This is a genomic window from Kitasatospora sp. NPDC034023 (assembly GCF_055575795.1).
In genome coordinates, this window is the sequence record NZ_JBVIRY010000005.1 from 103,991 (window position 1) to 117,910 (window position 13,920).

A 13,920-nucleotide genomic window follows, 5' to 3' on the forward strand; every position below is an offset into this window, starting at 1 on the left:
CAGAGCCCAAGTGACCGCCCCCTCCGCCGTCCTGGAAGCCGGACACCGCGAACTCGTCGAAGCCTTCGAGAGCTTCGTCCGCCGCGAACTCGTCCCGCTCGCCGCCGAGTTGCCCGAGACCGCCGACCAGGTGCCGGGTGATCTGCGCACCTACGTCCGCAAGCGCTCGGCCGCGCTCGGCTTCTACGCGGGCGACTACCCCGAGGAGCTCGGCGGCTCCGACATGCCCTTCACCGCCGTCGTCCTGCTGCACCACGCCGCCGGGCGCAGCGGCTGCGTCCTCGCGCCGTACGCGCTGGCCGGCTCCGACGGCCCCAGCCCGCTGCTGCGCAACGGCACCCCCGAGCAGGTCGAGCGCCACCTGATCCCGCTGGTACGCGGCGAGCAGACCCGCTGCCTCGCCCTTACCGAGCCGCACGCCGGCTCCGACGCCTTCCGCCTCACCACCACCGCCCTGCGCGAGGGCGACCGGTGGGTGCTGAACGGGCGCAAGACCTTCGTCAGCAACGCCGAACACGCCGGGATCGCGCTGGTCGTCGCCGCCACCGACCTCGGTGACGGCGCCGGCCCCACGACCGGGGCCACCGCCTTCGTGCTGCCGATGGACCAGCCCGGGCTGCGTATCGGCCAGCGCTACGAGGGCATGTCCGGCGAGCCGCTGTTCGAGCTGCTGCTCGACGGGGTCACCGTCGGCCCGGAGGCCGTGATCGGCGGCGAGGAGGGCGTCGGCGCAGCCACCGCCCTCGCCATCGACAGCCTCTCCCGCGGCCGCCTGGTGGTCGCCGCGATGTGCAACGGCATCGCCGAGTACGCGCTGCGCGTCGGCGTCGAGTACGCCAAGGAGCGGCGTGCCTTCGGCCGGGTGATCGGCGAGTACCAGCACGTCCAGGAGCACCTGGTGTCCACCCGCGCCGAGGTCGAGGCCTCCAAGCTGCTCACCCTCGCCTGCGCCCGGCTGGTCGACGAGGGCACCGAGTCGCCCGAGAACGCCGCGCTCGCCAAGCTCACCGCCTCGGAGACCGCCGTGCGCGCGGTGGACCGCTCGCTCCAGGTGCACGGCGCCACCGGCTGGGTGCGCGGCCACCCGCTGGAGTTCCTGTACCGCTACGTGCGGATGACCACGATCATCGAGGGGACCTCCGAGGTCCAGAAGGTCATCATTGCCCGTTCCATGGGCCTGAACTGACGGATCGTCATGAAAATGGAGACCACGATGGAATCCCTGAGCATCGGGTACGGCCGTCCGCACCAGGACGGCGCGGTCCTCGACCTGTTCACCACCTGGGCGCACCGCACCCCGGACGCCCCCGCCCTGATCGACGGCGAGCGGACCTACAGCTACGCCGAGCTCGACCGCCTCGCCGAGAGAACCGCCGACGCCCTGCGTGGGACGGTCGGCCCCGGCGACCTGCTCGGCGTCTGCCTCGGCCACTCGGTCTCGCTGGTGGCCGTCACCCTGGCCGCCGCCAAGCTCGGCGCCGTCCACCTGCCGCTCGGCCCGCGCCCCGGCGAGCGCCGGCTGCGGGCCGTCGCCGAACAGCTGCGCCCGGCCTGCCTGGTCGGCGAGCCGGACCTGCTGCCGCCCGGCGGCGAGCGGCTGCCGCTGGACCTGCCCACCGAGGGCGTGGTGGCCGCCCTGACCCCCGGCGAGCAGGTGCGCATCCCGGCCGGCACCCACTACGCGGTGCTCACCTCCGGCTCCACCGGCACCCCGAAGGCCGTCGCCGTCACCGAGCCCGCGCTCGGCGCGCTGCTGCAGTGGTACCGCGAGCTGACCGGCCTCGGCCCCGGCGAGCGGCACAGCCTGCTGATCGGGGTCGCCTTCGACCCGCACCTGATGGAGCTGTGGGCCGGCCTCACCTCCGGCGCCGCCCTGGTCGTCGCCCCCGAGGCCGTCCGCTGGGACTCCGGCGCGCTCACCGACTGGTGGTGCGAGGCGGGCATCACCGCGGCCGTGCTGCCCACCCCGCTGGCCGAGCCCGTCCTGGCCCGCCGCTGGCCCGCCGGGTCGGCGCTGCGCCACCTCACCGTCGGCGGCGACCGGCTGCGCCGCGCCCCCGGGCCCGACGTCACCGCGGCCGTCCACAACGCCTACGGCCCCGCCGAGGCCACCGTCACCACCACCGTGCACAGCATGGCCCCCGGCGGCGACCACGGCGCCGGCGCCCCGCCGATCGGGCGGCCGATCGCGGGCGCCGTCGTGGTGGTCACCGACGAGGACGGCCGGCCGGTGCCGCGCGGCGTCCCCGGCGAGCTGCGGATCGGCGGACGCTGCCTGGCCGCCGGGTACCTCGACCCCGAGCTGACCGCCCGCCGCTTCGTCGGCGCGCCCGAGGGCGTGGAAGGCACCGACCGGGTCTACCGCACCGGCGACCGGGTCGTCATGCGCCCCGATGGGGTGCTGGAGTTCCACGGCCGTCTGGACGACCAGGTCAAGGTCAGCGGCGTGCGGATCGAACCCGCCGAGGTCGAGGCCGCGTTCGAGCGCGACCCGCAGGTGCGCCGGGCGGTGGTGGCCGCCGAGCAGGCGCCGGCCGGCGGCGTCCGGCTGATCGCCTTCGTCCAGCCCGAGGACGGGGCCGGGACCGGCGCCGGGACCGGTCCCGAGGACGGTGTCGCGGGCGGTGCGGCGGACCGCATCGACCCGGCGCGGCTGCTCGACGCCGTCCGGCCCTGGCTGCCCGAGCAGGCGGTGCCCTCGGCCGTGCGGCTGGTGGACCGCTACCCGTTGGACGCCAACGGCAAGGTGGACCGCCACGCGCTGCTGGCCGCCGAGCCGCCGGAGCCCATCGGCGAGGACGGCGACACTCCCGTCGAGCGCACCGTGCTGAAGCTCTGCCGCGAGCTGATCGGCCGCGCCGACCTTGGCCCCGCCGACAACTTCCTCGCGTCGGGCGGCAATTCGCTCGCCGCCGCACGACTGCTGGAGGCGCTGGAAAGCGAGTACGGGATCCGGCTGCGCGCGCCCCTGGTGCTGCGCCAGCCGGACCTGCGGGCCGTCGCCCGACTGGTCGAGGAGCGGGTGGCCGCCCTGACCGCGACCACCTGACCCTCCCGCACCTCCTTAACAGGGCGCCCCGGCCGAACCGCCGGGGCGCCCGGAAGGGAACCACACCATGACCATCGCGACCCTGCCCGCGTTGATCGCCCAGCAGGCCGAACGGCAGCCCGACGCGCTCGCCGTGACCGACGGCTCCACCATCCTCACCTACCGCGAACTCGTCGACGCCGCAGGCCGGTTGGCCGCCGTGCTGACCTCCCGGGGGATCGGCCCCGGCAGCGCCGTCGGCCTGCTCTGCGCCCGCTCCACCCGCCTGGTCGTCGCCCAGCTCGCGATCTGGCGGACCGGCGGCCACGTCCTCCCGATCGACCCCGCCTACCCGCGCCCGCGCATCGCCGAGATGACCTCCGACGCCGAGGTCCGGCTCGTGCTCGGCGACAAGGCGCTGCTCGCCGAGGCCGGGTTCGCCGAGGAGCAGACCCTCGTCCTGACCGAGCACGGAACCGACATCGGCACCGATGCCGATACCGACACTGACGTCGAGACCGGCACCGGCTGCGCGGCGGCGCCGGACGCCGCCGACCCGGCCGCACCCGCGCTGGTCTTCTACACCTCCGGCTCCACCGGACAGGCCAAGGGCGTGCTCGTCCCGCACGGCGCCATCGCCGACCTGGTCACCGCCCCGGACGCCATCGCGGTCGGCCCCCGCGACCGGGTGCTGTTCCACTCCGCCGTCACCTTCGACGCCTCCACCTTCGAGCTGTGGGCCCCGCTGGCCCGCGGCGCCGCCGTCGCCGTCTCCCCGGCCGACCGGCCCACCGCCGAGGAACTCGGCCGCGACGTCGAGCGGTTCGGCGTCACCACGCTGCTGCTCACCAGCGCGCTCTTCCACCGCCTGGCCGCCCGCCAGTCACGGATCTTCGGGGTGCTGCGCACCGTGGGCGTCGGCGGCGAGGTGCTGTCGCCCGAGCACGCGGGCGCGGTGCTGCGCGCCTTCCCGTGGCTCGAACTGGTCAACGTCTACGGACCGACCGAGGCCACCACCTTCACCACCCTGCACTGGGTGACCCCGGCCGACTGCGCCGGCCCCATCCCGATCGGCCGCCCCTTCGGCGGCGCCCGCGTCCTGGTCCTGGACGAGCAGCTCGCGCCGGTGCCGCCCGGCACGGTCGGCGAGCTGTGGATCGCCGGCGACCGCCTCGCCCAGGGCTACCTCAACCGGCCCGAGCTGACCGCCGAGCGCTTCCGCGAGCTGCCGGACCTCGGCCGCGCCTACCGCAGCGGCGACCTGGTCCGCCAACGGCCGGACGGCACCCTGGAGTTCCACGGTCGCACGGACGAGCAGGTCAAGCTGCGCGGCTTCCGGATCGAACCGGGCGAGGTCGAGCACGCGCTGCTGCAGCTCCCCGAGGTCGCGGAGGCGGCGGTCGTGGTCCGCCGGGCCGGGCAGGCCGACGCGGCCCTCACCGCCTGCCTCGTCCTCGCCGAGGGCGCAAGCCAGGCCGTCGAGCCGCTGCGCGCCCGGCTCTCCGAACGGCTGCCCGCCCACCTGGTGCCCACCGCCTGGACCGTACTCGGCGCGCTGCCGCTGACCGGCTCCGGGAAGGTGGACCGGCGGGCGCTGGCCGCCGACGACCCGGTCGAGCGGCGCCCCTCCGGCGGCGGCACGCTCACCCCGATCGAGCAGGTCGTCGCCGAGGCCTGGAGCCGCGCCCTGGAGCGCCCGATCACCGACCCGGCCGCCGACTTCCTCGCCGAGGGCGGGCACTCGCTGCTCGCCATGTGGGTCGTCGACGACCTGCGCGAGGACCTCGGGGTCGAGCTCTCGCTCGCCGACTTCCTCGACCACCCGACCGTCGCCGGGCAGGCGCAGCTGCTCGAACGGGCGCTGCGGGCCACCGACGGCCCGGCCGGCGCTGACGAGGACGGCTCGGACGAGGCGCCGGGAGAGGGCCGGTGACCGCCGTGGACCAGGCCGACCTGCTGCGCCGCGCCCGCAGCCGTCGCAGCGCCGCCGCCCCGTCGCAGCGCCCCGCCGTGGCCGACGGTCCGGCCCCGCTCTCGCACGCCCAGCAGCGGATGTGGCTGATGGACCACCTCGGCCAAGGCGGCGCCCTCTACAACGTGCCGATCGCGGCCCGGCTGCGCGGCCCCCTCGACCGGGTCGCCCTCGCCGCCGCGATCACCGGGCTCACCGAGCGGCACGCCGTCCTGCGCACCCGCTACCCGCGCCGGGGCGGACAGCCGTACCAGCAGACCGACCCGGTCGCCCCGGTGCCGCTGCCGGTCGTGGACGTGAAGACCGACGCCGCGGCCTCCGAGCAGCTCGTCGCCGAGGCCGCCCGCCCGTTCGACCTCGCCACCGGCCCGGTCCTGCGCGCCCTCCTGCTGCGGCACGGGCCGGAGGACCACACGATGCTGCTGACGATCCATCACATCGCGGTCGATGGCGGATCGTTGCCGGTCCTTGCTGCCGATGTCGCTGCGCTCTACACAGCTGCACGCGACGGCGTGGCGCCGCAACTCCCGCCGCCCGGGCCGTCGTACGCCGAGTACGCCCGCCAGGAACGTGCCCGGGACGCCGAGCTCACGGCCGCCGCCGACACCCTCGCCGCCCGGCTGGCCGGCGCCCGGCCGCCGACGCTGCTGCGGCCCGTCCCGTCCGGCGCCCGCGAGCGCCGGGCCGCGCTGCACGCCGCTCCGCTGGACCCCGCCGTCGTGGACGGCCTGCGCGCCCTCGGTGCCCGGCACGGGGCCACGCTGTTCACCGTCGTCCTGGCCGCCGCGTTCGCCACCCTGCGGACGGCCTCCGGGCAGGGCGACCTCGTCCTCGGGTGCGCCAGCGGTCACCGGGCCCGGCCCGACCTGCGGCACACCGTCGGCCTCGCGGTCAACACCCTTGCCGTGCGGGTCGATCCGGCCGGCGACCCGTCGTTCGCGGAACTGCTGGCCGCGGTGCGCGGCGAGCTGCTCGACGCCCAGCAGCACCACGACGTGCCGTTCGACCTCGTGGTCGAGCGACTCGGCGCGGCGGCCCGCGGCGCGGACGGCACCCCGCTGCTCTCGGTGACCTGCGACCTCGTCCAGCCCGTCGCGCCGCTGGCGCTGCCCGGTCTCGACGCCGAGAACGTGGAACTCGACCTGGGGCTCGCCAAGTTCGGTCTGGCGCTGCTGGTGGAGGACGGCCCGGCGCCGCGCTGCCTGGTGCAGCACGACCGGGACGCCCTGGACGAGGCCACCGCAGGGCAGTTGCTGGACGCCTTCGCCGCCGTGCTCGCGGCCGTGGCCGGGGAAGCGGACCCGCTCCTGTCCGAGCTGCCCGGCCGCCTCCTGGCCGCCGCCGAACACCCGGTGGTGGAAGGCCTGTCGGCCGATCCGGGGGTGGTCGACGCGGCCGTGGTCGAGAACGCCGACGGCCCGCCGCTCGCCTACGCGGTGGTCCGCGGGCCCGGCGCCCCGAACGGTGCCCAGCTGCGGGCCGCCCTGCGCGGACGCCTGCCGGCCGCCGAACTCCCGCTCGCGGTCACGCTGGTGGACCGGATCCCCCGGCACCCCGACGGCACCGTCGACCACGGCCTGCTGCCCGGGGCCACACCGCTCCGGGACGGCCGGCTCCAGGACGGCTCACATCGGGACGGCTCGCTCCGGGACGGTCCGAGCCAGGGCGACCCGCTTCGGGACGGCCCGGTGGACACCGTCCGGGAGGTCTTCGGCGAACTGCTCGGCGCCACCCCGCCCGCCGACGGCGACTTCTTCGCCCTCGGCGGCCACTCCCTGGTCGCCGTCCAGCTCGCCGAACGCCTGCGCACCCGCACCGGGCTGCCGCTCACCGGCCTCGACATCCTGGAACAGCGCACCCCGCGCGCCCTCGCCGCCGTGCTCGCCACCCGCGAGGACGAGCGCCGCGCCGCCCTCGCCCGCACCGGCGCCCGCCCGCGCACCCGCTCCCGCACCGGCACCGTCCTGCTCACCGGCGCCACCGGCGGGGTCGGCGCGGCGGTCCTGCAGGAGCTGATGGCCCAGGGCAGGCCGGTCCGGGCCCTGGTCCGCTCCGAGTCCGCACACCTGCCCGCCCTGAACGGCGCCGAGGTGGCGGAGGGCGACCTCGCCGACCCGGACAGCCTGCGGCGCGCCGTCGAAGGCGTGGACGCCGTCATCCACTCCGCCTGCACCTTCACCGACCACGCCACCGACCTCGCCGCGATGCGCGCCCTGGTGGACGGCTGGCGGGGCGGCCCGTTCGTCTTCGTCAGCAGCATCGACGCGTACGGCCGGCCGTCGGGCACCGAGGTCCCCGAGGGCGCCCCGAGCGGCACGGCGGTCACCCCGTACGGGCAGGCCAAACTGGACTGCGAGCGGATCCTGTTCGAAGCCGCCGCCGCCACCGGCCGCGGCCCGGCCACCGCCGTACGGGCCCCGATCGTCTGGGGCCCGCACCACCGCCTGCGCGACCAGCTCCGCTGGGGCTCCACCGGCACCCTCTACCAGGCCGCCCTGGCCGGCCGGACGATCAGCCTGCCGGCGGCCGACGACCGGTACGGAGCGTCCTGGGTCCACGCCGCGGCCCTGGCCCGCGCGCTCGCCGCCTGCGCGGTCCCGGACCACCCGGCGGCCGGGCGGGTCGTCAACGCGGTGAGCGGACACGTCTCCTGGGCGGAGTTCACCGCGGAGCTGGTCCGGCTGCTCGGCTCCGACAGCCCGCTCGCCGTCGGTCCCGACGCCGACGAGGAACTGCGCCGCCCCTGGCGCTACCGGGCCGACACGCTGGCCGGCCCGCTCACACCCGAGCCGGGCGAGGACTGGCGCAGCGTCCTGGCAGCCATGGTCGGCTGAGCCGGGTCGCCCCGGGCGGAGGGGCCCGTCGTTCACCGGACCCCCTCCGCCCGGCAGCCTCGCCCGGACGATACGGGTGGCTTCCTTCCCCAGCTGTGCAGGACCTTCCGTGGCTGTGCACGCCGCAGGGTGCCTTACGATGCAAACGGGAATCCACCATGTGCAGAGAGGGGCGAGAGGTGACGGACGGCGACTCACACCGCCCGTTGCGCGCCGACGCACAACGCAACCGGGACAAGATCCTCACGGCCGCGGTGCGTGTGTACGCCGACGAAGGGCTCGACGCCCGCCTGGAACACATCGCGAAAGCCGCAGGCGTCGGCAGCGCGACCCTCTACCGCAACTTCCCCACCCGGGAAGCCCTGATCGAGGCCGTCTACCGCAACGAAGTCGCCCAGTTGTGCAACGCCGTCCCCGGCCTGCTCGCCGCCAGACCGCCCTACCAGGCCCTGCACGCCTGGACACGGCTCTTCCTCGACTACATCGCCGCCAAATCCGGCATGGCCGACGCGCTGCGCGCCATCGCCGCCGCGGGGAACAACCCGCACGGCGACAGCCGGGACATGATCCGACAGGCCCTCACCGAACTGATGGACGCCTGCGTGGCCGCCGGCGCGATCCGCACCGACATCAGCCCCGCCGACCTGGGGGCCGCCCTCGAAGGCATCGCCCTCACCTCCGCCAGACCCGAACAGCGCGAACAGGCCGAACGCCTGCTGGACCTCACCCTGGACGGCCTGACGACACGTCCGTGAGACGCCGTCGACCCGAGCCCCCGCCCGCCCGGCCGCCGGCGGATGGACGTCACGGTGGCCGGGCTCTGAGCGGTGGTGGGACAGGCCCGGACGGCGGACCCCAGGAGGGGGGAGGGGTGCCGTCCGGGCCGCTCATTGCCCACCCGGCTCTCTTCTCACCCCGATCCGGCAAGCCAAACCCCCGGGTTCGGCGCGCCTCCGACTGTCACAGCGGGCCGGGGCGCCGGGCGTGATCGGGTCCGAGTCGAGTGACGGGGAGTCCGGCATGCCCCTTGGCGGTTCGGGGCCGCCCGGGGCGGCAGGTGACACACCGACGGTCGGTGTGCGACTCTGCACCTCGCGCGCCGTCGGGCGCGGGGAACCGGGGGGGTTCGGATGAGTGGTGGGTCGCCGTCGCGTACGCGCGGGCGGTTCGGACGGCCGGCGGGCGTGCTGCTGGTCGTCGTCGGGCTGCTGATCGCCGCGGCGGAGCTGCGGCCCGAGGGCGGGCCCCTGGGCACGGCGGCGACCGGGCCGGTGACCGGCCTCGGGTTCGTGGTGCTGATCGGGCTCGGCTGGGCCGGGCTGGTCGGCAGGTTCGCGGTGCGCTTCCGCGAGGAGGTCCGCCACCTCGACGGGCCGACACCCCGGGCCGAGCGCCTGCGGGAGGCGGCCGTGGTCCTGCTGCCACTGGCCGCCGCCGTGGTGCCGGTCCTGCTGCTGGTCCTGCGCAGCCGGGCCGCCTCCGGGCCGTCCGAACTGCCGCACCCGCCGCGGCAGATGCCCACTCTGACCCCCGATGCCGTCCCCTCGGCCCCGCCGCTACCGCTCGTGTCGGCCGGCGGCGCAGGGCTCGGGGTGCTGTTCACGGCCCTGGCCGTCCTGGCGGGAGCAGCCGTGGTCGTCCTCGGCGTCGCCGTCGCGTTCCGGCTTCGCCGATTGCGGGGCCGCCGCCGGGAGACGCCCGAGGTGCTGCCCGTTGCGGCCGCCCCCGCCGGGCCCGAGGCCGCTCTCGCCGAGGCCGTCGACTCCGGCCGCAGGGCCCTCACGGGAGCGGACGCCCGAGCGGCGGTGATCGCCTGCTACGCGGCGATGGAGGGCTCGCTGGCCGTCTCCGGTCTGCCCCGACACGCGTGGGAGAGCCCGACGGAACTGCTGCGCCGAGCCCTGTCCGACGAGCGGATCGACGCCACCGGGGTGCGGGAGCTCACCGCGCTGTTCCGCGAGGCCCGGTACTCGACGCACCCGATGGACGACAGCCAGGTGCGCCGCGCCCGTACGGCCCTGGACACCATCGCAGCCCGGCTTGCGAGCGCCGAACCCGCGGCGGCCGCGGACGCCCACACCGTAGGGGAGCACCGATGAGCAGCGCCGCGCCCCGGCGCGACGGGTCCGTGGCCGGGTCCGTCGAGCGATCTTCCGACCGGTCCGTGGATGGATCCGTCGACCGGTCCGTGGCCGGGGCCGTGCACGGACCGGACCGCGAGCTCGCCCGGCCGGGCTCGGTGCGCCACAGCCTGATCGAGCTGGCCGCGCCCGCAGTCCTCGCCGAGATCCTGTTCGCCCTGGTCGGCGGCGGGCCCGGGGCAGGGGCCGGCGCGGTGCTGCTGACCGTGACCGGTCTGCTCGTCGCCCGCCGGGTGGCCGGAGCCGGAGCCGGGACCCGCTCCCCGCGTAGCCGGCCGCGACAGATGGAGGCGTACGAGCCCGGCCTCGGCGACTGGCGCTGGACGGTCCGTCAGGGCCTCGATCCCCAGGGCGACGCCGCGCCGCTGCGCTTCCGGCTCCGACGGCTGTACACGGTACGACTCGCGGAGGTCCACGGCCTGGACCTGTCGGCCGACCGCGACCGGGTGGCCGAACTCCTCGGGCCCCGGCTGTGGCCGTGGATCGACCCGTTGGCGCCCGCCCCGGCCGAGGCCTTCCCGGCGGCGGTTCTGCGCGAGCTCGTCGACCGGCTCGACTCCCTGTGACCCCTCGCGCTGTGACCCGGCGTTCCGGGGCATGCCAGGTCTCCCACCACCGTCCGAATCGTTTCTGCAGGAGCGTCATGACCGACCTTTCCACCAGCCTCCACGGCCCCGCGCACCCCGCCGTCGCCCCCGCAACCCCACCGCCGCTGACCCCGCAGCAGGCCGGCGAGCGGGCCCGCGCGGTGCTCCGGGAGATCGAACGGGCCGTGGTCGGCAAGCCCGCGGCCCTGCGCCTGGTCATGCTCGGCGCCCTCGCCGGCGGGCACGTCCTGATCGAGGACCTGCCCGGACTCGGGAAGACCCTGCTGGCCCGCTCGTTCGCGACCACCCTCGGCCTGGACTTCCGCCGGATCCAGTTCACCCCCGACCTGCTGCCCTCGGACGTCACCGGTGCGCCCTTCTACGAGCGCAACACGGGCGAGATGGTGTTCCGGCCCGGCCCGCTGTTCACCCAGCTGCTGCTGGCCGACGAGATCAACCGGACCCCACCCAAGACCCAGGCAGCCCTCCTGGAAGCGATGGCCGAGGGCCAGGTCTCCGTCGACGGCACCACCCGCCGCCTCCCGGACCCCTTCCTCGTCATCGCCACCGCCAACCCGATCGAGTACGAGGGCACGTACGCGCTGCCCGAGGCCCAGCTCGACCGCTTCCTGCTACGCGTGCGCATGGGCTACCTCCCCACCGCAACGGAGGCCGCGATGCTGCGCGCCAGAATCGACCGGGCGACCCCCGAGCCGGTTCTTGAGACCGTGGCCGGTCCGGCGGAACTGCTCGCCCTGCGGGCCGCGGTGGAACGCGTCGAGGTCGACGACGACCTGGTCGAGTACGTCATCGCCCTCGTCGACGCCACCCGCAACGACCAGCAGATCCAGGTGGGCGCCTCGCCCCGAGGAGGCCTGGCGCTGATCCAACTCGCCCGCGCCCACGCCATGCTGGAGGGCCGTGACTACCTGACCCCCGAGGACGTCAAGGCGCTCGCCGGGCCGGCCCTGGCCCACCGCATCACGCTCAGGCCGGAACTGTGGGTACGCCAGATCGAGGCGGACGACGTGCTGGCGCGGCTGGTCGCCTCCGTCCCGGCACCCCAGACGCTGCCCCGCGCGGAGACACGGTGAACCGCGCACCGAACACCGGCCCGGCCGAGCCGTCCGCCGGGCAGGCCCCGTCCGCCGGCTCGGCCGAGCGTGCCACAGGGCAGACCCCGGCCACAGGGCAGACCCCGGTGACCGAGCAGACCCCGGCCACCGACGGCACGGACCGGCTCGCCCGCCGCGCCAGGGCATTCGCGGTCGCCCGCAGCACCCGTGCCACCGCCGCCGGGCTGCCCGACAATCCACCGTCACCGCACTGGCGGCCCGCCGACCAGACCCTGCGCCTGCTCACGGTGGCCACCGTCGCGGCCGTCGCCGCCCTGGTCACCGGCCACGCCTGGCTGCTCGCCCCGGCGGCGTTCCCGGCCGTCCTGCTCGCGCTGGCGGCCCCCGGCCGCAGCCGCCCCACCCGGCTTTCCGCCGAGAGCACCACCCGGCCGCGGCGCTGCTTCGAAGGTGAGCCCGTCACCGTACACGTCACCGTGCACCACGACGGCCGGATCGGCCCGCCCGAGCCCGTCGTGACGCTCGGCCCCGGCCTCGCCCTGGACGCGCTGACCGTCACCCCGACCGGCGTCGACCTCGTCCTGCGCGCCGACACCTGGGGCCGCCGACACCTGGGCGTCGTCGACCTCGACGTTCCCGACGCCCGCGGCCTGACCCGTCGCACCATCCGCACCGACCTCGGCACCGTCGATGTCTTCCCCGTCCCCGAGGCCGCCCTCCTCACCCCGATCCCGGTCCGCCTGCCCGAACGCATCGGCGAGCACACCACCGCCCACGAGGGCACCGGCATCGAGGTCATCGGCGTCCGCCCGCACGTCCCCGGCGAACGGCAGCGACGGATCCACTGGCCGTCCACGACCCGCCGCGACGCCGTCCAGATCAACCAGTTCGCCGCCGAACGCGCCGCCGACGCGGTCGTCCTGCTGGACACGCTCGCCGACTACATCGACGCCGCCACCGGGCTGCGCAGCCTGGACGAAACCGTGCGCGCCGCAACCGGCCTGACCCGCGCCTACCTGCGCCGGCACGACCGGATCGGCCTCGTCGCGGTCGGCGGGCGCCTGCGCCTGCTCACCGCCGCCACCGGGGACCGGCAGCTCTACCGCATCGTGGAGAGTGTGCTGGAGGTCCGCCAGGACCGCCCCCCGCGCGGCCCCCTCCCGCCCCTGCCGCTCGCGGCCCTGCCCGGCCACGCCCTCGTCTACGCCTTCACCCCGCTCGCCGACCAGCGTGTCCTCGACGTCCTCGGCCGGGTCCGCGAACGCGGCAACCCGCTCGTCGTGGTGGAGATCCCGGCCGGGGAGCCGGCGGCCCGCCCCGACGACGAGACCGACGCCCTCGCGCTGCGCCTGTGGCGCGCGGAACGCGAGGCGATGCGCGCCACCCTGCGCGGCCGCGGCATCCCGGTGGTCCGCCACACACCCGGCCAGACCCTGGACCTCGCCCTCGCGCCCCTGCTGCGCCGCCGGATCGTGGGAGCCGCCCGATGACCGGCCCGGCAAGTACGAATACAAGGACGAGTACGACGAGCGCGGGGGCGTCCCGTCCGAAGCCCGGCCCGACGCGTGCCACGAAGCCGAGGCCACCGGTCCGCACGGTTGCCGAGCCGGCCCGCCCCGCCCGAACGGCCCGCCACACCGGCTGGGCCGCGCGCCTGGAACGCGCCGCCCTGCGCGGCACCGGCACCGCCCTCGCCCTCGCCGCGGCGGGCACCGGAACCGGTACGCTCACCGACCTGGCCGGGCCGGTCTGCCTCCTGCCGGTCGCCGCCGGCGCCCTCTGGGCCGCCGTCCCCGCACCGGAGAGCCCGGCCCCGACGAGCTGGCCCGCGCGTCTGTCCGCCACCCGCACCACCCTCCTCGCCGCCGGATCCGTCCTGCTCGCCGCCCTCGGCGAGCCGACGTGGTGGCGGGCGCTCGCAGTGACCGTGCTGCTCGCCGGCCACCTGCTGCTGCTCGACGCGCTCGGCCCCCGGCGCCCGGGCATCCGCCCCGCCGGCGCAGCCGCCGCTCTCACCGCCTCGTTGCTGGTCCTGCCGCCGGCCTTCGCCCCCACCGGAGCGGGCGAGTGGTCCCGCCCCCTCGCCGTGCTGGGCCTGGCCACGGCCGCCGTCGGCGTGGGCCTGGCCCTGCGCCAGCCGGCGCCGCCCCCGACTCCGGCGGACCACCAGCCGGGCGGCGGTGGCCCGGTCCGTCCCCGCGAGCCCGCCGGCCGGCGCCGCCCCGGGCGTCGGCACTGATCGGAGGGCGAGGGCCGGCCGCTGTAGGAGCGGGTGTCCTCGG

10 protein-coding genes are annotated in these 13,920 nt (G+C 76.3%); all 10 read left to right on the top strand.

The window, feature by feature from the left end; genetic code table 11:
- The first annotated feature begins 10 nt into the window (after window positions 1–10).
- On the top strand, window positions 11–1,186 hold the full coding sequence (locus ACZ52R_RS09510; protein ID WP_360500388.1) for an acyl-CoA dehydrogenase family protein: 1,176 nt from the start codon (window positions 11–13) through the stop codon (window positions 1,184–1,186).
- 27 nt (window positions 1,187–1,213) lie between these two features.
- Window positions 1,214–3,049: an amino acid adenylation domain-containing protein gene (locus tag ACZ52R_RS09515; RefSeq protein WP_465621904.1), complete on the top strand. Its 1,836-nt coding sequence runs from the start codon at window positions 1,214–1,216 to the stop codon at window positions 3,047–3,049.
- 67 nt (window positions 3,050–3,116) lie between these two features.
- Window positions 3,117–4,961 carry a non-ribosomal peptide synthetase gene (locus ACZ52R_RS09520; RefSeq protein ID WP_465663629.1) on the top strand — a complete coding sequence of 615 codons (1,845 nt, stop codon included), beginning with the start codon at window positions 3,117–3,119 and terminating at the stop codon, window positions 4,959–4,961.
- Window positions 4,958–7,834, top strand: a complete 2,877-nt coding sequence (locus ACZ52R_RS09525; protein ID WP_465663630.1) for a condensation domain-containing protein — start codon at window positions 4,958–4,960, stop codon at window positions 7,832–7,834. The genes ACZ52R_RS09520 and ACZ52R_RS09525 overlap by 4 nt, the downstream gene beginning before the upstream one ends.
- 158 nt (window positions 7,835–7,992) lie before the next feature.
- Window positions 7,993–8,589, top strand: a complete 597-nt coding sequence (locus tag ACZ52R_RS09530; protein ID WP_465621910.1) for a TetR/AcrR family transcriptional regulator — start codon at window positions 7,993–7,995, stop codon at window positions 8,587–8,589.
- A gap of 429 nt (window positions 8,590–9,018) precedes the next feature.
- Window positions 9,019–9,933, top strand: coding sequence for a DUF4129 domain-containing protein (locus ACZ52R_RS09535; RefSeq protein ID WP_465753251.1), 915 nt, complete (start codon window positions 9,019–9,021; stop codon window positions 9,931–9,933).
- 65 nt (window positions 9,934–9,998) lie between these two features.
- A complete protein-coding gene (locus ACZ52R_RS09540) occupies window positions 9,999–10,541 on the top strand; it encodes a hypothetical protein (RefSeq protein WP_465663632.1) in 543 nt (180 codons plus the stop codon).
- A 77-nt stretch (window positions 10,542–10,618) separates the two neighbouring features.
- Window positions 10,619–11,656 carry an AAA family ATPase gene (locus tag ACZ52R_RS09545; protein ID WP_465621916.1) on the top strand — a complete coding sequence of 346 codons (1,038 nt, stop codon included), beginning with the start codon at window positions 10,619–10,621 and terminating at the stop codon, window positions 11,654–11,656.
- Window positions 11,653–13,128 (top strand): DUF58 domain-containing protein, encoded by a 1,476-nt coding sequence (locus ACZ52R_RS09550; RefSeq protein WP_465663633.1) that lies wholly within the window; start codon window positions 11,653–11,655, stop codon window positions 13,126–13,128. Before ACZ52R_RS09545 ends, ACZ52R_RS09550 begins: the two co-directional genes overlap by 4 nt.
- Window positions 13,125–13,877 (top strand): hypothetical protein, encoded by a 753-nt coding sequence (locus tag ACZ52R_RS09555; protein ID WP_465621920.1) that lies wholly within the window; start codon window positions 13,125–13,127, stop codon window positions 13,875–13,877. Before ACZ52R_RS09550 ends, ACZ52R_RS09555 begins: the two co-directional genes overlap by 4 nt.
- Window positions 13,878–13,920: the final 43 nt, after the last annotated feature.